Source organism: Sphingomonas sp. JC676, assembly GCF_014489075.1.
Classification (GTDB): Bacteria; Pseudomonadota; Alphaproteobacteria; order Sphingomonadales; family Sphingomonadaceae; genus Sphingomonas.
In genome coordinates this window covers 372446-392035 of the sequence record NZ_JACTGR010000002.1, presented here as the reverse complement: position 1 = coordinate 392035, position 19590 = coordinate 372446, and the positions used below count along the sequence as shown (strand labels likewise).

Sequence of the window (19590 nt, the reverse complement as noted above, 5' to 3'; positions counted from 1 at the left end):
TTCCCGCGATCCTGATCCGTGCTCCTGGGCCGGAATCACCGCTGGGGAGAATTGCATGGATCGGCTGCCGCTGATTGCGCCGCATCCGCCGAAGCTGAGCGAACTGGGCGGCGGCCTGCGCGAAATCGAGGCGCGCGGTATCTATTCGAACGGCGGGCCCGTGGTGCGCGGCTTCGAGGCCGCGGTCACCGAACGGCTGTTCGGCGGCGTCGGCGATTGCCTGGCGGTCAACAACGCGACGATCGGGCTGATGATGGCGATCCGCCACGCCGCGGGTCCGCGCGCGGGCACCGGCGCGCTGGCGCTCATCCCCAGCTTTACCTTCGCCGCGACCGCGCACGCCGCGCAATGGGCAGGGCTGACGCCGCTCCTGTGCGACATCGATCCCGACGATTGGGCATCGAGCGCGGCGGCCGAGGCCGCGGCATTCGAGCGCCACGGCAGCCGCATCGCGGTGGTCGTGCCCTATGCCACCTTCGGCGCGGCGATCGATATCGAGCGCTATCGCCGCTATCGGGACGAGCGCGGCGTCGGCGTGGTGATCGATGCGGCGGCCTCGCTCGGCGCGCGCGATGCCGCGGGCCGTAGCTTCGGCGCGGGCGCGCCCTTCGCGATCGTCCATTCGATGCACGCGACAAAGGTGTTCGCAACCGCCGAGGGCGGGCTGATCCACAGCGGCGACGCGCAGCTGATCGAATCGCTGCGTCAAATGTCCAATTTCGGCTTTGCCGGCGGCCGTTCGGCCGAAGGGCCCGGCCTCAACGCCAAATTGCCCGAGGCCCTGGGCCTGGTAGCGGCAGCCAAGCTCGACCAGATCGAGACTCTCGCCGCGCATCGCGCCGGTCTAGACCGCGTCTATCGCGAAAGGCTGGGCCAGTTCGCGCGCGAGAAGAGCTTCGAGTTTCAGGAGCTGCGCGGTGCCCGTGCGGCGCTCCAGTTCCAGTCGCTGCTGCTGCCGCGCCCCTTTGCCGGGCACCGCGCCGCGATCATCGCCGCGCTGGCGGAGATGGGCATCGGCGCCGGTCATTATTTCAGCCCGCATCTCGCCGAGCAGCCCTGGTTCCGTTCGCAGGCGCTGATCGAGCCGGTGCCGGTATGCGACGACGTCGCCGGCCGTATCCTGTCGCTGCCGATCACCGACACGATGACCGAGGACGATGTCGGCCGTGTATGCGACTCGCTGATCGACGCGTGCAATCATTCCGGCCTTGACGGGCTGCGCACCGAACGGCGCGGTCGCACGGTCCACTCCGCGCTCGTCATCGGCGGAGGCCCCGCCGGCACCGCCTTGCTCACCGCCGCAACCAAGGGCGACCAACTCGTCGCGCTGGCCAAGGCCGGGCTCGCGATCGTCGAGCGCGACGCGGTGCTCGGCCGCGGCGAGATCGGCGGCTATGCGATCACCTCGGACAGCACCGCCGAAACTTTCCTCACCGCGGTCAAGGACAATGTCCACGGCGATATTGCCGCACTGACCCAGCATCATTCGGGTCAGGAAGTCGCGATGCATATCGGCGCACTGGGTGTGCCGCTTACCCGCGCGACCCCGCTGCTCGAAGCCACCGGCGCGCGGCTCGCCGCGATCGTTGCCGAAAATGGCGGCACCGTCGCGACGCGCAGCGAAGTCCTGGAGGCACGCCGCACCGCCGACGGCGATTGGGCCGCGCGGGTACGCAACCTGCTCACCGGCGAGGAGCGGCTGATGCGCGCCGCAAACCTCGTCATCGCCACCGGCGGCTACCAGGCGCGCGAGCATGTCGAGGCCGAAACGGTCGCGGGCGCGCCGCTCGGCGAGATCGCCGGCAAGCGCTTGATGCTCGGCGACGATTTCCTGCGCCTTGGCGGTCTCGATCGCCTCCGCAAACGCGTCGCCGATACGCACGCGCCCCGAATCGCCATCGTCGGCGGGTCGACCAGCGCGCTCGCCGCCGCGGCGCTGATGCTCAAGGCCGCACCCGCGCTCCCGCTCGGCGCCGGGGCACTTGCACTCTATCACCGCCGCGCGCTGCGGCCTTTCTACCGTTCCGCCGAAGAAGCGCATGCCGATGGCTTCACCGATTTCGGCCCCGACGACATCTGCCCGTTGAGCGGCTTCGTCTATCGCCTCGCCGGCTTCCGGCTGGAGGCGCGCGAGCTGGTGCTGCGCATGCTCGGGATCGGCGGGCGGGCGCCCGATCCGCGCGTCGCGCTCCGGCAGATTAGCGGCGAGGACGACGAAGCGGTTCGTGCCGAACTGGCGAATGCGGACATCGTTATCGGCGCGCTGGGTTATCGCCCGCGGGCTCTGCCGCTGTTCGATGCCGACGGCGCCCGCATCGTGCTGGCGGCCGACGCGCCCGGCCGCCCGCGTCTGGTCGACCAGCAATGCCGCGTGATGGACGCCGAGGGGAATCCCGTTCCCGGCGTCTATGGCATCGGCCTCGCCTCGGGCTTCGTCCCCGAAGGAAAGCTGGGCGGCGAGGCGAGCTTCAGCGGCAAGGCCAATGGCCTGTGGCTGTGGCAGAACGATATCGGCCGGATGATCGTCGATCAGCTTCTCGACGAAGCGGTACGCCGCGCCGCATGAGCGATCCCACCGTCTCGATCATCATGGCGACATACAACGGCGCCGCGCTGCTGCCCGAGACGCTGGCGAGCCTTCGTGCCCAGACGCTTGCGGATTGGGAGCTGATCGCCGTCGACGACGGCTCGCGCGATGAGACGGTGCAGGTACTCCGCGATTTCGCCGATCCGCGCGTCCGGGTGATCGTCTCGGAGACCAACCACGGTCCGGTCATCGCCCGCAACCGTGCCTTTGCCGAGGCACGGGGGCGCTACATCGCCGGGCTCGACCAGGACGATATCGCGCTGCCCGAACGCTTTGCGCGTCAGGTCGCCTTTCTAGATGCGCATGACGAAGCCGTGCTGGTCAGCACTGCCGCCGATTTCCTGATCGAAGGCGCCGTCGAGCCCGGCAACTGGCCGCGCCCGATGCCGCCCGCGCTGATCGACTGGCTGATCTTGATCCGCAATCCGCTGGTCTGGTCGTCGGTGATGTTCCGCGCCGACGCCGCGCATCGTCTCGATCCGCTTGAGCGCCCCGAGCTGCGCTATGTCGAGGATTTCGACCTCTATCACCGGCTGCGCCCCTTCGGCCGCCTCACCCAGATCGACGAAGTCCTGACGCTCTATCGCTGCCATGCGCTGGGCGCGTCGCAGGTCTATAACGGCATCATGCGCGCGCATGGCGAGAAGCTGCTCACCGATCGCCACCACGCGTTGCTGGGCGAGGCTTCGGCCGATTTCGCGGCGCTGCTGGTCCGCCACGTCATGGCCTGCGAACCCGTTTCAGATCGCCACGCGCTCGAACGTCTGTTCGCCGGCATCGCCGCACTCCGCGCCGATTTCGAGAAGGGCGGCACCTATTCGTCCACCGAGCTCGCCTGGGTCGACCGCGAGATCTCGCGCCTGTGGTGGCGGATGTGCCGCGCCGGCATCCGCTCGGGCACGCTCCGGCTCCACCACGCGCTCGCCGACCGACCCAGCGCCGTGGCGCTTGGCGACGGCAAGCCCGCCGACCTGATGGTGAGCCAGTTGATCGGTGGCATGCGGGCGATCCGGCGGGGTCTCGCGCGCAGCTGACTTGCCCGGAGGGCGGCTTGTGCGGCATAGCCGAGGCAGGCGTAATCCGCAGGTTAAGCGATGGTCGATCGGCGAAGTCTCCTCTGCGGAATCGCTGCCGTGCTGGCGGCCCCCCGCGCATTCGCCGCACCCCGTGCGCCGCTGGTGCTTGCCGCCGCCAGCCTCCAGGAATCGATGAATGCCGCGGCCGACGCCTGGGCGCGCAAGGGGCATGCCCGGCCGGTGCTCAGCTTTGCCGCTTCCTCCGCACTCGCCCGCCAGGTCGTAGCGGGCGCGCCGGCCGACCTCTTCGTCTCCGCCGACGAACCCTGGATGGACGATGTCGAGCGGCGCGGGCTGATCGTCCCCGGCACGCGCGCGCCGTTCCTCGGCAATCGCCTCGTGCTCGTCGCGCCGCGCTCCGATCCGCGCAATGTCGTGCTCGGCCCGCGCAGCAACCTGCCCGCGCTGCTGGGTGACGGGCGCCTGGCAATGGCCGATCCGGAGTCGGTTCCGGCAGGCAAATACGGTAAGGCGGCGCTCGAGAAGTTCGGCATCTGGCCTGCGGTCGCGCCCAGGGTGATCCGTGCCGAGAATGTCCGCGCCGCGCTGTCGTTCGTCGAGCGCGGCGCGGCTTCCTTCGGCATCGTCTACCTCACCGACGCGCATGCCTCGGCGAAGGTCCGCATCGCCGGCACCTTCCCGGCGAACAGCCATCCGCCGATCCGCTACCCGCTCGCCCGCCTCAAAACCTCGACCAGCCCTGATGCCGAGCCTTTCCGTGCCTTCCTGCTGTCGCGCGAGGGCAAAGCGATCTTCACGCGCTTCGGCTTCGCGCCGCTCTGAAATGCTGACGCCCGAGGAATGGGGGATCGTCGTCCTGTCGCTCAAGGTCGGCGGCGTGGCGGTGCTCGCGGTGCTGCCAATTGCCTTCGCGCTAGCCTGGCTGCTTGCCCGCGCGCGCTTCCCCGGCAAGATACTGGTCGACGCGCTGGTGCATCTCCCGCTGGTGATTCCGCCGGTCGTCACCGGCTGGCTGCTGCTCCTCGCCTTCGCCCCCGCCGGTCCGCTCGGCCATTGGCTCCAGAGCTGGTTCGGCGTCACCGTCCTGTTCCGCTGGACCGGCGCGGCGATCGCGGCCGCGGTGATGGCGCTCCCGCTGATGGTCCGGGCGATCCGCCTCTCGATCGAGGCGGTCGACCGGCGCCTCGAACAGGCCTCGCGCACCCTCGGCGCCTCGCCTGCGCGCACCTTCCGCACGATCACACTGCCGCTAAGTCTGCCCGGCGTGATTGCCGGCGTCGTGCTCGGCTTCGCCCGCGCGCTCGGCGAGTTCGGCGCGACGATCACCTTCGTCTCGAATGTGCCCGGCGAGACCCAAACGCTGCCGCTCGCCATCTATGCCGCGCTGCAGACACCGGGCGGGGAGGGGTTGGTGCTTCGCCTCGCCGGCATCTCCGTCCTGCTCTCGCTCGGAGCGTTGATCGCGTCCGAACTGATCGCGCGCCGCGCGGGCAGGGGCACCCATGTTCTTTGACGTCGATGTCGCCAAGCGGCTGGGCGATGCCGAGATCGCCTGCCGGATCGAGCCCGGTCCCGGCCTGACCGTGCTGTTCGGCCCCTCGGGCGCGGGCAAGACCAGCGTGCTCAACATGGTCGCCGGGCTGATCGAACCCGATCGCGGCCATGTCCGCGTGAATGGCGAGACGTTGTTCGACGCCGAGATCGCGGTCAACGAGCCGCCCGAGACCCGCCGCGCAGGCTATGTCTTCCAGGAGGCGCGGCTGTTCCCGCACATGCGCGTCCGCGCCAATCTGCTCTATGGCTGGCGTGCGGGCGAGGGGGCGGTGGACGTGGATGAGACGATCGCACTGCTCGGCATCGTCAAACTGCTCGATCGCTGGCCACGCACGCTTTCGGGCGGGGAGGCGCGCCGCGTGGCGATCGGCCGGGCGCTGCTCTCGAACCCCGCCTTCCTGCTGCTCGACGAGCCTTTGTCGTCGCTCGACCGCGCGCGCCGCGAGGAAATCATGGCGCTGCTCGAACGGCTGCGCGATACGGTTCGCCTGCCGATCCTGATGGTCACCCACGATCGCGAGGAAGCCGAGCGGCTGGGGAGTCGTATCGTTGCGATCTGACCGCGCCGAAACCCGGAAAAGTTGGCTAGGTTCACGGCAACGCGCCTGCACCATTCCACCAAGGTCGAATGACTCGCTTGACATATTTAGATGATTAGCTAATCGTCTTATTATGACGCAGGTGTTCAGAGCCCTTTCCGACCCTACCCGCCGGCGGGTGCTGCAGCTCCTGCGCAAGGGGCCGATGAGCGCGGGCGAGCTCAGCGACCAGTTCGACGTCTCCAAGCCGACGATGTCGGCGCACTTTGCGGTGCTGAGGGAAGCCGACTTGGTGCACACCGAGAAGGCCGGCAAATCCGTCATCTATCACCTGAAGCTCTCGGTGCTCGAAGAGGCGCTGCTGGGCTTCGTCCATTCGTTCGGCCTCGGCGCGGAGGCGCCGGAGCCCAACAAGGAGACCGCACGATGAACAAGGACCTGATCGGGAGCTTTGCCTGGGGCGGCGGCATCGTCGCCGTGGCGCTTGGCATGACCGCCGCGCGCCAGCTCGGCTATGTCGACAGCGACACGGTCACGAGGGTGGTCATCGGCCTGAACGGGCTCATGATCGCCTGGTACGGCAACCGGATGCCCAAGACATTCGTCCCGAGCGCCCGTGCCCGCCAGGCCAGGCGGGTTGCAGCCTGGTCACTGGTGTTGAGCGGGCTAATCTATGCCGGGCTATGGGCGTTCGCGCCGATCCCGGTGGCGGTAATCGGCGGGAGCGGCGCGGTCCTAGCGGGGATAGCGGTGACGCTCGGCTATTGCCTGTCGCTGCGGAACAAGGCGAAAGCTGCCTGATTCCGGCTACCTTCGGGGCTCGCGAGCCTCACGGCCCGATCCTCGGCGATGAGAGGCTCGATGACATCGTCCAAGGCGGCGCCCTCATGCTGTGAGGACTTGACCACCTTGCAGCCGACATCTTGCAAGGCCGGGATCAGCCCGCCACCGACGCCGCCAGCAGCGCCGCGCAGGCGGCGTTGAGGGGGGCGGGGATGCCGTGAATGTTGCCCAGTCGGACGATCACGGTGTTGCGCGCGTCGATTTCCATGCGGCGCCCGGCGAGCAGGTCCGCGTGGAGCGAATTCACCGATTGCGGATGCGCCTTGCGCGTCCAGGTCACCACCTTGTCGACAAGGTCGTCGGGCAGGTCGGCGCCCTCGGCACGGCCCACCGCGATGCATTCGCGCACCAGGCCGCGCATCACCTCGGCGACGCCCTCGTCATTGGCGACCTCGGCGGCGCGCCGGGTCAGCGCGCTGACGATGCCCGAGCAATTGATCGCGAGCTTGCGCCAGGCGGCGGTGATGAAATCGGGTGTCGTCGCAGCGTCGATCGGCGTGTCCGTGAACAGTGCGACGAAGCTTTCGCCGGCCTCGCCCTCGGGAACATGGATCGTGCCCGAGCGGCGCTGGATGATCCGGCCCGGCGCGGTGCGCTCGGCGGGCAAGTCGATGATGACGGGCACCGTGCGCTGCGCCGGCACGCTGGGGAAGCGGTCGCGCTGCTCGACGCCGTTCTGGATCACCGCGAGGCGGGTCGTCGGCCCCATCAGTCCGGGCAGCCAGGCCGCCGCCGCGGCGCAGTCATAGGTCTTGGTGGTCGCCAATACCCAATCGACCGGCGCTGCCTCGGCGGGATCGGTCAGGATGCGCGGCTTCGCGTAAATCACACCCTCGGGGGTCTCGACTTCGAGATCTCCCAGCGGTGATCGCGCGCACAAAGTGACCTGATGCGTCTCGTCCTGCGCCAGCCACGCCGCCAGGGTGCCGCCGATCGCGCCGGCGCCGATGACGGCGATGCGGATCACCGGATGCCGCCGAGATAGTCCATCTTGCCCACCGGCACGCCCTTGTGGCGCAGGATTCCGTACGCGGTGGTCACGTGGAAATAGATGTTCGGCGTCGCGAAGCCGAGGACATAGCCCAGGCCCTTGAAGTGGAAGCCGGTGCGCGGGGTCTTAACCTCGATATCGGCGTCTTCGCGCCCGTCGATCTTGTCGCGCGGCACCGAGTTGAGGAACTCGACCGTCGCCGCGATCCGCGCCTGGAGCTCGTCGAAGCTCGCTTCGGTATCGGGCATCGAAGGCGCTTCGACCCCGGCCAGCCGCGCGATCGCGAACTTGGCGCCGTCGCTCGCGCGCTGCACCTGGCCGGCGAGTGTCGCCATGTCCTCGTAGAGGCGCGTGTTCAGCAGCTCGTCATGGGCGATGCCCTGCTCGTCGGCATAGGCACGACCCTTTTCGAGGAAAGCGGACATCGCCGCGAAAGCGCGGAGATAGACGGGGACCGTGAGGTCATAGAGTTCGGTGGCCATGGCGCTGCAGATAGGCGAGCGCTGCACCGAAGGGAACGGGCATATCGGCATCGGCCCGGCTTTATTCGACGGCTTGGCGACCGAATGGATTTCGCGCTAGCCTGTCGCCGGGGGATTTCGGAAATGCGCTTCATTCTCGGCCTTTTGGCGATGGTTGTGGGTATGGTCGCGGCTTCGGCCCGGGCGTCGGACGACCCATGGCTGGAGGTGCGGACCGACCATTTCATCATCTACATCCAAGACGATCAGGCGGCCGCCTGGGCCTTCGCCACCAAGCTGGAGCGTTTCGACGCCGCGCTGCGCAGGCTCTACGGCGTCGAGGACGATCCCGCGCGGCGATCCAACCCGCTCCAGATCTTCGCCTTCAGCGAAGACATGTACAATGCGACTTGCAACTGCTCCGGCTATGCGGTCGGCTATTACAGCCCACGCGCCGGCGGTTCCGCCATCTTCAGCCTCTATGCGCCCAAGGTCGATGCCAAGACCAAGCCCGGCGACATGAATTCGCAATCGGTGCTGCTGCACGAATACAGCCACCATTTCATGTTCTCGACTTATCCGATCGCCTATCCACTCTGGTATTCGGAAGGCTTCGCCGAATTTAACGCCAACGTCCTTTTCAACGAGAACGGCTCGACGACGATCGGCCTGCCGGCCAATTATCGCGCCGGTGCGATCGGCAGCGAAGCCGATTATTTCTCGATGACCGAGATGCTCGACCCGCCGCTCAGCACGCGCCAGAGCTGGCAGCTCTCCATGATCTATGCCCGCGGCTGGCTGCTCACCCATTATCTGACGCTGGACGGGGAGCGGAAAGGGCAGCTCGCGAAATATCTCGAGGAGATGAATCGCGGAAAGACAAGCACCGAGGCAGCAAGGATCGCGTTCGGTGATCTCAAGAAGCTCTATCGTGACATGTTCGCTTATCGACACCGCAATAAGCTCGCGGCGCCATTTCTAGTGCCGCCGCCCAAGCGTCCGATAGCGGTCGCGATCCGGCCCTTGTCGCAGGGTGAAGTCGCCATCCTGCTGCCGCGCGCGCGGGTCACCAGCGGATGGCGCGCGCAGAACATGGGAACCGTGGCGCGCGCGGCCGAACACGCGGCCGAGCGATTCCCTGACGATGCCCGCGTCCAGGCGCAGCTGGCCCATATCGAATATTTGGCGCGCCGTACCGATTCCGCCGAAAAGGCGGCAGACCGCGCGTTGGCGCTCGATCCCGACAATATGCTGGCACTGCTATACAAGGGCCGTGCCGCCGTGCGCCGCGCGGCCGAAGCCAAGGCGACCGATCCCGCGATCTGGTCCGCGGCACGCGCACCGCTCATCAAGGCCAACCGGGCGGACCCCAATGCCGCGCTGCCCTTGCTCTATTATTATCAGAGCTTCCTTGCCGCGAAGCAGCAGCCGAGCGCCAACGCGGTGAAGGGGTTGTCGCGCGCCGCCGTGCTGGCGCCCGAAGATTCAACGGTCCGCGTGCTGCTCGCCGAACGGTTGCTGGATCAGGGCGATGGCCTGAGCGCCCGCGCGCTGCTTCAGCCGATCGCTTTCGCGCCGCATGACGATCCCAAGGACAATCACATGCGCGCCGCGATCGACCTCATTGATGCATCCAAGCTCAAGGAAGCGCGCGCGCTGCTGACCAAGAAGGATGAGGACAAGGACGAGGGTCAGGGCGAGTAGGGAACCGCCGCGAAGGCGCGGAGATGGACAGCCCGGCGGCCAAGCGAACGGGCCCGGATTGAATTTCGTCGCATGCGCGTTCGTCGCTCGGTCGATTCCCGGTCGAACTCCGCGTGAGGGAATTGCGCGTCTCGGCTAGCTGTACCGCCTTCGCGCTGCATCAGGGCCAGCGCTTGAAGGGAATCACAGATATGGCCACCAAGTTCGCGTCCGAGCTCGACCGGGTCCAACAGCCGGTGAAGCTGCGCGAGATGCACAACCATCATTTCGATTCGACCGTGTGGAACGATTTCGCCTTTCGCGACGACGACATCGTCGTGGCGACCTATGGCAAGTCGGGCACCACCTGGACGCAGCAGATCGTCGGCCAGCTCCTGTTCGGCGCCAGCCCGGACGTGGCCATCTCCGAGCTGTCGCCCTGGCTCGACCTGCGTCTACCACCCGCGCCGGTAAAGCTCGCCGCACTCGAGGCGCAGACGCATCGCCGCTTCATCAAGACGCACCTGCCGGTCGACGCGCTCGTCTTCAGCGAGAAGGCCAAATATCTCTATATTGGCCGCGACGGGCGCGACGTGGTGTGGAGCATGCACAACCATCATGCCAACGCCAATGCCGCCTGGTTCGGCGCGCTCAACGACACACCGGGCCGCGTCGGCCCGCCGATCGGCCCGGCCAATCCCGACAAGGCCGAATATTTCCGCGAATGGCTCGACGGCGACGGCGCCCCCTTCTGGCCGTTCTGGGAGAATGTCCGCAGCTGGTGGCAGGTCCGCGACCTGCCCAACGTCCATCTCGTCCATTTCGAGGGGCTGAAGCGCGACATGGCCGGCGAGATCCGCCGCATCGCCGATTTTCTCGAGATCGAGGTCGAGCCGAGCCTGTGGCCCCGGATCGTCCGCCATTGCAGCTTCGACTGGATGAAGGCCAATGCGGCCAAGGCCGCGCCATTGGGCGGCGTCTTCTGGGACGGCGGCGCCGAGACCTTCATCAACAAGGGCACCAACGGCCGCTGGCGCGAAACGCTGACGCCCGAGGATATCGCCGATTACGAGACGATGGCGCTCGCCGAGCTTGGCCCCGATTGCGCGCGTTGGCTCGCCAACGGAGATTAACGGGGGGCCGCCGCCCGGGGATGTATCCCGGGCGGCGGCTTTATCGTCAGAACGCGGCGCGCAGCGTCGCCTGGAACAGCGGGCCCGCATGCTCGCGCTCGATCTCATATTCGTCGATATCGCCGGCGGCGCGCGCGGCGAGGATCTCGGTCAGCGAATCCCCGTCATATTTGCGGAAGTCTTCCTTCTTCACGCGGTCGAGCAGGTTCTGCGCCGAGAAGCGGACGACGATGTGCTTGCCGATGCGCTTTTCGACGAACGCCTCGAGATCGGGATCGTAACGCAGGTTCACCGTCTCGTCGAAGTTCGATTCGAACGCCGAGCTCCGGCCCGAGATGGTGGCGCCGAAGCTCAGGTCCGCCGGCGCGACGTTCTGGATGAAGCCGACATTGTAGATATGGTGCGGCTGGTTGTTGAAGCGCCGCTCCTCGCCGGTCGCCGGGTCGTTCGTCTTGCTGTCGAGATAGGTGTAGTTGGCGAACAGGCCGGTTTCGCCGAAGCCGAAGATGTTGATCGGGGTCGAGAAGTCGACCTCCACGCCCCAGGTCTGGCCGTCGCCGATGTTGCGCGGGGTGAACCGGCCGCCGATCACGTCGCTGGTGGGATCGTCCTCGTCGTCCAGGACGTCGCCGACGCGCACCAGTTCGATCAGGTCCTTGATGTCGCGGTAGAAGAAGTTGACGCCGACGATGCCCTTGGCGCCAAGCCGCCGCTCATAGCCGACATCGGCGCCCCAGGACTGCTCGTTCTTGAGCGACGGGTTGCCGTAGCTGATGTCGTCGTCGCCCGGGCTCTCTTCTTGCTCATAGGGCGAGATCAGGTCGTAATCGGGCCGGCGCACGGTGCGCGCCACCGACGCGCGGAACTGGTCGCGCGCGGTCGGCGCATAGCGCAGGTGGAGCGAAGGGTTGAGCTGGCTGGTGTTGTACGAGGCGGTGCCGTCCACGCCGGTCACGTCGCGATCGGTAATTTCGTAGCGCAGGCCGGCGTCGATCGAGATCTCGCTGGTCGGCTCGAAGGTCAGGCGCAGATAGGGGTCGTAGCGCTTCTCGTCGATCTTGAAGGTCGCGGCGTTGTTGATTTCGGTCTCGTCGTCCTCGACGTCGAACACCGAATTCGAGCCGGTGCGCTTCTTGCTGAGCAGGTCGATGCCGCCCTTCACCTTGAACGCGCCGCCGTCGCCGTAGCGCAGGAAGAGCGTGCCGGTGAACTCATCGTCCTTGACCCGGGTAGATTCCACTTCGACCAACTCCAGGTCGCTCTGGTCCTCTTCGCCACCCTCGGAAGCCAGCGCGTCGGTATGGTCGCGATAGGCGTTCCAACCGCCCGCCACGCCGAGCTTGAAATCGCCCAGCGGGATCAGCGCATCGCCGGTCACCGCATAGGTCTGCTGGTCGATTTCCTCGTGCTGCGTCTCGACCCCGTCGAAATCCAGGTCCGAGCCCTCATAGGTCAGCGAGGTCTCGTCCTCGTTGCGATCGGTGTCGACGAAGAAGCCGCCCAGGCGGAAATGGCCGCCATCGCCGAAGCGCGTGCTGATCTCGGCGCTGCCCGAAAGATCGCTGCCGTCGCGCGTGTCGCTCTGGGCCTCGAAATTGTTGAATTCGGGGTCGGAAATGTACTTGCTGTTCAGCCCGTCCGGAAATCGCTTGTCGTCGGTAACCGCCACGTCGTCGAAGCGGTACGAGACCTTCTTCTTCGGGTTGCGGCGCTCCTGATAGTTGAGCGCACCCCAGAAATCGGTCGAGTCGCTGATATGCCCGGCATAGGCGACCGCGCCCGAGGGGCGCGTCTTGCCATCGCGGCCGTTGATCAGCGCGCCCGCCTTGGCAAAGCCGCCTTCGAAGCTCGCGCTTTCCTTGGTGATGATGTTGAGCGTGCCCGCCGCGCCTTCGCTCGGCTGGTCGGCGCGGGGCGCGCGGACGATCTCGATCCGTTCGACCAGCTCGGCCGGGATGCGATCGACGAAGAAGCTGCGGTCGCTCTCGCCGCCCGGCGCGCGGCGGCCGTTGATCAGCACCTGGGTATAGCCCGGCGGCAGGCCGCGGAACTGCGGCTGGTCATATTCGAGCACGTCGGACGTGAAGGTCACGCCCGGCACGCGCTTCAGCATCTCGCCGACCGAGACCGGCTCGAACTTCTGGAAATATTCCAGGTCGTACGAGAGCACCGGATTGGGATCGGTCGTGCGGTTGCGGAAAAAGATTTCGCCGGTGACGATGATGTCATTGGCGCGCTGTTCGGCCTCGCCATTTTCCCCGTCCTGGGTCGCGGCGGCGGGTTGGCCGCTCTCCTGCTGGGCGGCAGCAACCCCTGGCATCAGGCTGGCGGCGAGCACGGCCAATGCCGCTCCGCCGAGAAAGCGCGAAACATTCATGTCATGATCCCCTTGCATCGAGGGATTCGGGCCCTCGCTCGATGAGGTCAAAACAGGATGGAAATGAAAATGCGGGGAAGATTCGGCGTCGTTTCGGTTACGGTTTCGTTGCTGTTGTGCGGTTGCAGCATGCATGCGGCGGATCCTGCACCGGCCATTTCCTACCCCGCTGTCGAGGTGCCCGTGGCGGGCGAAACCGTTGCGGTGGCGACGAAATTGGCCGACGCGGCCGACGATCCGGCGATCTGGACGGGCCCGGATGGCGTGTCATTTGCCGGCAAAAGGCACGACGGGATTCTGCTCGGCACCGATAAAAAAGCCGGCCTCTATGTGTTCGGCCTCACCGGCGAATCTCTCCAATTCTTGTCCGAGGGGTTGCTGAACAATGTCGACCTGCGCGGAGAAGGGCAGGGCTTCGTCGCCGGCGCCTCGGATCGCGGCCGGATGGGCGTCGCCTTGTACCGATTCGCGGGCGAGGGCGACGTGAAGCCCGCGGGCTTCATCAAGTCCGACGTGGTCGAGCCCTATGGTTTCTGCATGGGCCGTCTGAACGGCACGCTGCTCGCGGTGCTGATCGCCAAGGACGGCCAGGTCCGCGAATACATGCTCGACACTTCGGGCACGGAGATCACCGGCACCGAGCGCCGCCGCTTCGCGGTCGGCACCCAGTCCGAGGGCTGCACCATAGATGACGCGACCGGTACGCTCTATATAGGCGAGGAGATGAAGGGCGTCTGGCGCTACGACCTCAATGCCGATCCCGCCGCACGCGTGCTCGTCGCGGGACTGGGCGAGGGCAGGCTGGCCGCCGATGTCGAGGGCACGACGCTGATCCGCGATGGCGGCGAAACCTTCCTGATCGTGTCGAGCCAGGGCGACAGCGCGTTCGCGGTGTGGAACGTCAGCGGCGCGGCCGGCGCCGAGCGCTATGTCGGCCGATTCCGCGTAGCGGCGGCGGGCGGTGTCGACGGCGTCAGCGGCACCGACGGCGTCGATGCCTGGTCGGGGCCGATCGGGCCTTTCGCCAAGGGGCTGGTGGCGATGCAGGACGACGTCAACGAAGGCGGCGCCCAGAACTTCAAGCTGGTCGACTGGGCGAAGGTGCGGGCCGCGCTGGAGCGCTGACGGCCCGGCGCGAGGGGTCAGCGCCGCCCCACATCGCGGCCGAAGGTGAAGGACAGCCCGAGCCCGCCCGAGACCTGGTTGCGCGAGCCGATGCCCTGGGCGATCGGCGAGCGCGCCGCGTCGCCGACCAGCCGGTCATATTTGGCGAAGCCGTACAGGCCCCAGCGCGGCGTCAGCTGGTACAGGCCGGTCGCGTTTGCGCCCACGGCATGGACGCCGCCGCCGTCCGGCTCGAAGGCGGGCAGGCCGGTAGCGGCGGCCTCGCGTGGCGAGACGCTGAACCACGCGTCCTGATATTTAGCGTTCGAGAGCGACACGCGCGGGCCCAGCGCGAACAGCCACCGGTCGGCGTCGCGCGCTACATAGTCGAGGCCGATATTGCTCACCAGCGCCTTGTGGCCGTTCACGCCCTGCCGCACCTCGGCATGCACGCGCAGCTTCGGCGCGATCCAATATTGGGCGAAACCGCCCAGCTCGATCGTCGTGCCGACTTCGTCGATGCCGATATGCGATTCGTTGCGCTTGCGGCCGGTCTGGAAGTTGAACGCGGGGCCGAAGGAGAATCCCCCCGTCTTGAGCACCGGAAAGCCGAAGCTCTCATCGGCCGCCTCGAAATCAAAGGGCTCGTTCCCGCGCGCGACCGCGACATCCACCAGCGGGCTGAGGCTCAGATTGTCCGCGCCGGGATAAGCCGGGACGAACTGCGGGCCCAGTGCGACGCGGATCCGCCGGGGCTCCTTGGCCTCCCTAGTCTCAGAATCGCCGGTCTGCGCCGCGGCGCTGGTGGCGAAGAACACGCAGGGGAGTGCGGCGGCAGCGAGGAGGGGGCGAAGCATGCCCTGCTTTGTGGCGCGGGTGGCCCTTACGCAAGAAAAAGCCGCCGTCCGGCATCCCGGACGGCGGCTTTTCTGTCTTCAGCGCCCTTGAGCACTGAACGGGCGGATTATTCCGCTTCGTTCAGATACTCGCCCGCATCCGCGTCGGTGCCGTGGCCCGAGGGCACGACCGACGCGAGCGCGTCGGCGCCGGTGCCGGCCGAGTCACGCGTGCTGCGTGCCAGCTCGGCCGCATGCTCCTCGGCCGCGCTGTTCGGCGCGATCAGGGCAGCGTCCATCTTGCGCTGGGCGACGCGGAGCGCCGCGTCACGCGAAGAGGCCGCAACCCGCAGACGGTTCATGCCCGCGCCGGTACCGGCGGGGATGAGACGGCCGACGATCACGTTCTCCTTGAGGCCGATCAGCGTGTCCTGCTTGCCCTGGACCGCCGCCTCGGTGAGGACGCGGGTGGTCTCCTGGAACGACGCCGCCGAGATGAAGCTGCGGGTCTGCAGCGACGCCTTGGTGATGCCCAGCAGGATCGGTTTGCCCTGCGCCGGGTTCTGGCCCGACGTAAGCTTGCTGTTCTGCTCGTCCATCTCGTCGCGATCGACCTGCTCGCCGGCGAGCAGCGTGGTGTCGCCGCCGTCGGTGATCTCGACCTTCTGCAGCATCTGGCGAACGATCACCTCGATGTGCTTGTCGTTGATCTTCACGCCCTGGAGTCGATAGACTTCCTGGATTTCCGACACGAGATATTCCGCGAGCGGCTCGATGCCGAGCACCTCGAGAATGTCGTGCGGATCGGGCGAGCCGCCGATCAGGTTGTCGCCACGCTTGACGTAGTCGCCTTCCTGGACGTCGATCACCTTCGACTTCGGAACCAGATACTCCACGACCTCGCCGCCATCGTCCGGCTGGATGCCGATCTTGCGCTTGGCCTTGTAGTCCTTGCCGAACACGACGCGGCCCGAGACCTTGGCGATGATCGCGTTCTCCTTGGGCTTGCGCGCCTCGAAGAGCTCGGCGACGCGCGGCAGACCGCCGGTGATGTCACGGGTCTTGGCAGACTCGCGGCTGACACGGGCGAGCACGTCGCCCGCCTGCACCTGCGCACCGTCCTCGACCGAGAGCACCGCACCCGGCGCCAGCATGTAGCGCCCGGTTTCGCCCGAAGCCTCGTCCAGCAGGGTGAGGCGAGGACGAAGGTCTTCCTTCTTCGCCGCCGTGCCGCGATTCTCGGTGATGACGCGCTGGGCGATGCCCGTCGCTTCGTCGACCTGCTCGGTCATCGTCTTGCCGTCGATCACCTCGACATACTTCACGATGCCCGGGTTTTCCGTGATCACCGGCATGGTGAACGGATCCCATTCCGCCATCCGGTCGCCCTGGCTGACGATATGGCCGTCGTCGAACATGACATACGCACCATAGGGAATGCGGTGCACCGCGAGTTCGCGGCCGTCCATGTCGACGATCGCGAGCTCGGCCGAACGGCTGAGCACGACGCGGCGGCCGCGCTGATCGAGGATCATGCGGACATCGCGGAACTCGACCTTGCCGTCCGAAGTCGCCTCGAGGTTCGACTGCTCGTTGAGCTGCGCCGCGCCACCGATGTGGAACGTACGCATCGTCAGCTGCGTGCCCGGCTCGCCGATCGACTGCGCGGCGATGACGCCGACAGCCTCACCGATGTTCACCGGCGTACCGCGGGCGAGATCGCGCCCGTAGCACTTGCCGCAGACGCCGATCTTGGCTTCGCAGACCAGAGGCGAACGGATCTTCATGCCCTGGATGCCGATCGCCTCGATCTTCGTGATCATCGCCTCGTCGAGCAGGGTGCCCGAGGGGATGACGATCTCGTTGGTCTTGGGATCGACCACGTCTTCCGCGGTCGTGCGACCGAGAATACGCTCGCCCAGCGAGGCGATGGTCGAGCCGCCCTGCACGATCGCGCGCATTTCCAGCGCCCGCTCGGTGCCGCAGTCCAGCTCCATGATCACGCAATCCTGCGACACGTCGACCAGACGGCGGGTCAGGTAACCCGAGTTCGCCGTCTTGAGCGCCGTATCCGCGAGACCCTTGCGGGCGCCGTGGGTGGAGTTGAAATACTCAAGGACGGTCAGGCCTTCCTTGAAGTTCGAGATGATCGGCGTCTCGATGATCTCGCCCGAAGGCTTGGCCATCAGGCCGCGCATGCCGGCGAGCTGCTTGATCTGTGCCTGCGAACCGCGGGCACCCGAGTGCGCCATCATGTAGATCGAGTTGATGTCCTTCTCGCGGCCCGTCACCGGGTCGCGGCGCACCGCCTTGATCTCGTCCATCATGGCGCTCGCCACCTGGTCGCCGCAACGGCTCCAGGCGTCGATCACCTTGTTGTACTTCTCCTGCTGCGTGATCAGGCCGTCCTGATACTGCTGCTCGTAATCCTTCACGAGCGCGCGGGTCTCGTCGACCAGGCCCACCTTGGCGTCCGGGATGATCATGTCGTCCTTGCCGAACGAGATGCCCGCCTTGAATGCGTGCCGGAAGCCGAGCGCCATGATCGCGTCGGCGAACAGCACGGTCTCCTTCTGGCCGGTGTGGCGATAGACCTCGTCGATCACGTCGCCCACGTCCTTCTTGGTGAGAAGGCGGTTGACGGTCTCGAACGGCACCTTGTGGCTCTTCGGCAGAGTCTCGCCGAGCAGCATGCGGCCCGGGGTCGTCTCATAGCGCTTGAGGTACTGCTCGCCGGCTTCGTCGGTCTGCGGGACGCGGCTGATGATCTTGGTGTGCAGCGTGACCGCACCCATTTCCAGCGCCTGATGCACTTCCGCCATGTCGGAGATCAGCATGCCCTCGCCGGGCTCGCCTTCCTTCATCATCGACAGATAATAGAGACCCAGCACCATGTCCTGCGACGGCACGATGATCGGCTTGCCGTTCGCGGGGCTCAGGATGTTGTTGGTCGACATCATCAGGACGCGCGCTTCCAGCTGGGCCTCGAGGCTCAGCGGAACGTGGACGGCCATCTGGTCGCCGTCGAAGTCGGCGTTGAACGCCGAGCAGACGAGCGGGTGCAGCTGGATCGCCTTGCCCTCGATCAGGACCGGCTCGAACGCCTGGATGCCCAGACGGTGAAGCGTCGGCGCGCGGTTCAGCAGAACCGGGTGCTCGCGGATCACCTCGTCCAGGATGTCCCAGACTTCCTTGCGCTCCTTCTCGACCCACTTCTTTGCCTGCTTGAGGGTCATCGAGAGACCCTTGGCGTCGAGACGGGCGTAGATGAACGGCTTGAACAGCTCGAGCGCCATCTTCTTCGGCAGGCCGCACTGGTGCAGCTTGAGTTCCGGCCCGGTCACGATGACCGAGCGGCCCGAATAGTCGACGCGCTTGCCGAGCAGGTTCTGACGGAAGCGGCCCTGCTTGCCCTTGAGCATGTCGGACAGCGACTTCAGCGGACGCTTGTTGGCGCCCGTGATCGTGCGGCCGCGGCGGCCGTTATCGAACAATGCGTCGACGGCTTCCTGTAGCATGCGCTTTTCGTTGCGGACGATGATGTCCGGCGCGCGCAGCTCCATCAGCCGCTTCAGGCGGTTGTTGCGGTTGATCACGCGGCGATACAGATCGTTCAGATCCGAGGTCGCGAAGCGGCCGCCGTCCAGCGGCACCAGCGGGCGCAGCTCGGGCGGGATGACCGGAACGACGTCGAGGATCATCCACTCCGGGCGGTTGCCCGAATCGATGAAGCTCTCGACGACCTTGAGCCGCTTGATGATCTTCTTGGGCTTCAGCTCGGACTTGGTGACCGCGAGCTCCTCGAGGAGCTCCTTGCGCTCGCCTTCCAGGTCGAGGTCCATGAGCATGATCTTGACCGCCTCGGCGCCGATGCCGGCCGAGAACGCGTCCTCGCCATATTCATCCTGCGCGTCGAGCAGCTCGTCCTCAGTCAGCAGCTGGAACTTCTCCAGCGGCGTCAGGCCGGGCTCGGTGACGATGTAGCTCTCGAAGTAGAGCACGCGCTCGAGCTGCTTGAGCTGCATGTCGAGCAGCAGGCCGATGCGCGACGGCAGCGACTTGAGGAACCAGATGTGCGCGACCGGGGCGGCCAGCTCAATATGGCCCATGCGCTCGCGGCGGACCTTCGAGACGGTCACTTCCACGCCGCACTTTTCGCAGACGATGCCCTTGTACTTCATGCGCTTGTACTTGCCGCACAGGCACTCGTAATCCTTGATCGGACCGAAGATGCGCGCGCAGAACAGGCCGTCACGCTCGGGCTTGAACGTGCGATAGTTGATGGTTTCCGGCTTCTTGATCTCGCCGAAGCTCCACGACCGGATGCGATCGGGCGATGCGATGCCGATCTGGATCTGGTCGAAGGTCTCCGGCTTGGCCACCGGGTTCGCGAAGTTGGTCAGTTCGTTCATTTCTTTTTCCCTCTGGAGGGTAAAATTCTCTCG

The 19590-nt window shown here is 66.5% G+C and carries 15 protein-coding genes; 10 read left to right on the top strand and 5 right to left on the bottom strand.

Annotated features, from left to right (window positions below):
- The first annotated feature begins 55 nt into the window (after positions 1-55).
- The 7 genes from IAG41_RS08660 (at position 56) to IAG41_RS08630 (ending at position 6518) form a co-directional block, all read left to right on the top strand.
- Complete coding sequence (locus IAG41_RS08660; protein ID WP_187728214.1) at positions 56-2566, top strand: DegT/DnrJ/EryC1/StrS family aminotransferase; 2511 nt, start codon at positions 56-58, stop codon at positions 2564-2566.
- Entirely contained in the window at positions 2563-3621 is a 1059-nt protein-coding gene (locus IAG41_RS08655) for a glycosyltransferase family 2 protein (protein ID WP_187728213.1), read from the top strand. Before IAG41_RS08660 ends, IAG41_RS08655 begins: the two co-directional genes overlap by 4 nt.
- A 60-nt stretch (positions 3622-3681) precedes the next feature.
- A complete protein-coding gene (gene modA / locus IAG41_RS08650) occupies positions 3682-4446 on the top strand; it encodes a molybdate ABC transporter substrate-binding protein (protein ID WP_187728212.1) in 765 nt (254 codons plus the stop codon).
- 1 nt (position 4447) lies between these two features.
- Positions 4448-5137 carry a molybdate ABC transporter permease subunit gene (gene modB / locus IAG41_RS08645; protein ID WP_187728211.1) on the top strand — a complete coding sequence of 230 codons (690 nt, stop codon included), beginning with the start codon at positions 4448-4450 and terminating at the stop codon, positions 5135-5137.
- Entirely contained in the window at positions 5127-5738 is a 612-nt protein-coding gene (locus tag IAG41_RS08640) for an ATP-binding cassette domain-containing protein (RefSeq protein ID WP_187728210.1), read from the top strand. The genes modB and IAG41_RS08640 overlap by 11 nt, the downstream gene beginning before the upstream one ends.
- A gap of 112 nt (positions 5739-5850) precedes the next feature.
- Positions 5851-6147 carry an autorepressor SdpR family transcription factor gene (locus IAG41_RS08635; protein ID WP_187728209.1) on the top strand — a complete coding sequence of 99 codons (297 nt, stop codon included), beginning with the start codon at positions 5851-5853 and terminating at the stop codon, positions 6145-6147.
- Positions 6144-6518, top strand: a complete 375-nt coding sequence (locus IAG41_RS08630) for an ammonium transporter (RefSeq protein WP_187728208.1) — start codon at positions 6144-6146, stop codon at positions 6516-6518. The genes IAG41_RS08635 and IAG41_RS08630 overlap by 4 nt, the downstream gene beginning before the upstream one ends.
- Before the next feature lie 136 nt (positions 6519-6654).
- Here the strand turns inward: IAG41_RS08630 and IAG41_RS08625 are convergent, their stop codons facing one another.
- Positions 6655-7527, bottom strand: coding sequence for a 2-dehydropantoate 2-reductase (locus tag IAG41_RS08625; RefSeq protein WP_187728207.1), 873 nt, complete (start codon positions 7525-7527; stop codon positions 6655-6657).
- Positions 7524-8033 carry a DUF1993 family protein gene (locus tag IAG41_RS08620; RefSeq protein WP_187728206.1) on the bottom strand — a complete coding sequence of 170 codons (510 nt, stop codon included), beginning with the start codon at positions 8031-8033 and terminating at the stop codon, positions 7524-7526. The genes IAG41_RS08625 and IAG41_RS08620 overlap by 4 nt, the downstream gene beginning before the upstream one ends.
- Before the next feature lie 123 nt (positions 8034-8156).
- Here IAG41_RS08620 and IAG41_RS08615 point away from each other — a divergent pair, with 123 nt between their 5' ends.
- Together IAG41_RS08615 and IAG41_RS08610 are read left to right on the top strand one after the other, a co-directional pair.
- On the top strand, positions 8157-9716 hold the full coding sequence (locus tag IAG41_RS08615; protein ID WP_187728205.1) for a tetratricopeptide repeat protein: 1560 nt from the start codon (positions 8157-8159) through the stop codon (positions 9714-9716).
- Positions 9717-9907: 191 nt separating this feature from the next.
- Positions 9908-10828: a sulfotransferase domain-containing protein gene (locus tag IAG41_RS08610; RefSeq protein WP_187728204.1), complete on the top strand. Its 921-nt coding sequence runs from the start codon at positions 9908-9910 to the stop codon at positions 10826-10828.
- 46 nt (positions 10829-10874) lie between these two features.
- Here IAG41_RS08610 and IAG41_RS08605 read toward each other — a convergent pair whose 3' ends face one another.
- Positions 10875-13205, bottom strand: coding sequence for a TonB-dependent receptor plug domain-containing protein (locus tag IAG41_RS08605; protein ID WP_187728203.1), 2331 nt, complete (start codon positions 13203-13205; stop codon positions 10875-10877).
- A 57-nt stretch (positions 13206-13262) separates the two neighbouring features.
- Between IAG41_RS08605 and IAG41_RS08600 the strand changes: the two genes are divergently transcribed.
- On the top strand, positions 13263-14330 hold the full coding sequence (locus IAG41_RS08600; RefSeq protein ID WP_316251120.1) for a phytase: 1068 nt from the start codon (positions 13263-13265) through the stop codon (positions 14328-14330).
- A 17-nt stretch (positions 14331-14347) separates the two neighbouring features.
- On the opposite strand, the gene IAG41_RS08595 is transcribed toward IAG41_RS08600, so the two are convergent.
- The gene (locus IAG41_RS08595; protein WP_187728201.1) at positions 14348-15166 is read right to left on the bottom strand and encodes a MipA/OmpV family protein; all 819 of its coding nucleotides are present in this window, start codon (positions 15164-15166) and stop codon (positions 14348-14350) included.
- Between the two features lie 107 nt (positions 15167-15273).
- Positions 15274-19557, bottom strand: a complete 4284-nt coding sequence (gene rpoC / locus IAG41_RS08590) for a DNA-directed RNA polymerase subunit beta' (protein ID WP_187728200.1) — start codon at positions 19555-19557, stop codon at positions 15274-15276.
- Between the last annotated feature and the right edge of the window lie 33 nt (positions 19558-19590).

What these genes read in the sequence shown, in the direction of transcription:
- IAG41_RS08660 (WP_187728214.1), top strand. Translation starts at nt 56, where the DNA reads ATGGATCGGCTGCCGCTGATTGCGCCGCATCCGCCGAAGCTGAGCGAA.
- IAG41_RS08655 (WP_187728213.1), top strand. Translation starts at nt 2,563, where the DNA reads ATGAGCGATCCCACCGTCTCGATCATCATGGCGACATACAACGGCGCC.
- modA (WP_187728212.1), top strand. Translation starts at nt 3,682, where the DNA reads ATGGTCGATCGGCGAAGTCTCCTCTGCGGAATCGCTGCCGTGCTGGCG.
- modB (WP_187728211.1), top strand. Translation starts at nt 4,448, where the DNA reads ATGCTGACGCCCGAGGAATGGGGGATCGTCGTCCTGTCGCTCAAGGTC.
- IAG41_RS08640 (WP_187728210.1), top strand. Translation starts at nt 5,127, where the DNA reads ATGTTCTTTGACGTCGATGTCGCCAAGCGGCTGGGCGATGCCGAGATC.
- IAG41_RS08635 (WP_187728209.1), top strand. Translation starts at nt 5,851, where the DNA reads ATGACGCAGGTGTTCAGAGCCCTTTCCGACCCTACCCGCCGGCGGGTG.
- IAG41_RS08630 (WP_187728208.1), top strand. Translation starts at nt 6,144, where the DNA reads ATGAACAAGGACCTGATCGGGAGCTTTGCCTGGGGCGGCGGCATCGTC.
- IAG41_RS08620 (WP_187728206.1), bottom strand. Translation starts at nt 8,033, where the DNA reads ATGGCCACCGAACTCTATGACCTCACGGTCCCCGTCTATCTCCGCGCT.
- IAG41_RS08615 (WP_187728205.1), top strand. Translation starts at nt 8,157, where the DNA reads ATGCGCTTCATTCTCGGCCTTTTGGCGATGGTTGTGGGTATGGTCGCG.
- IAG41_RS08610 (WP_187728204.1), top strand. Translation starts at nt 9,908, where the DNA reads ATGGCCACCAAGTTCGCGTCCGAGCTCGACCGGGTCCAACAGCCGGTG.
- IAG41_RS08605 (WP_187728203.1), bottom strand. Translation starts at nt 13,205, where the DNA reads ATGAATGTTTCGCGCTTTCTCGGCGGAGCGGCATTGGCCGTGCTCGCC.
- IAG41_RS08600 (WP_316251120.1), top strand. Translation starts at nt 13,263, where the DNA reads ATGGAAATGAAAATGCGGGGAAGATTCGGCGTCGTTTCGGTTACGGTT.
- IAG41_RS08595 (WP_187728201.1), bottom strand. Translation starts at nt 15,166, where the DNA reads ATGCTTCGCCCCCTCCTCGCTGCCGCCGCACTCCCCTGCGTGTTCTTC.
- rpoC (WP_187728200.1), bottom strand. Translation starts at nt 19,557, where the DNA reads ATGAACGAACTGACCAACTTCGCGAACCCGGTGGCCAAGCCGGAGACC.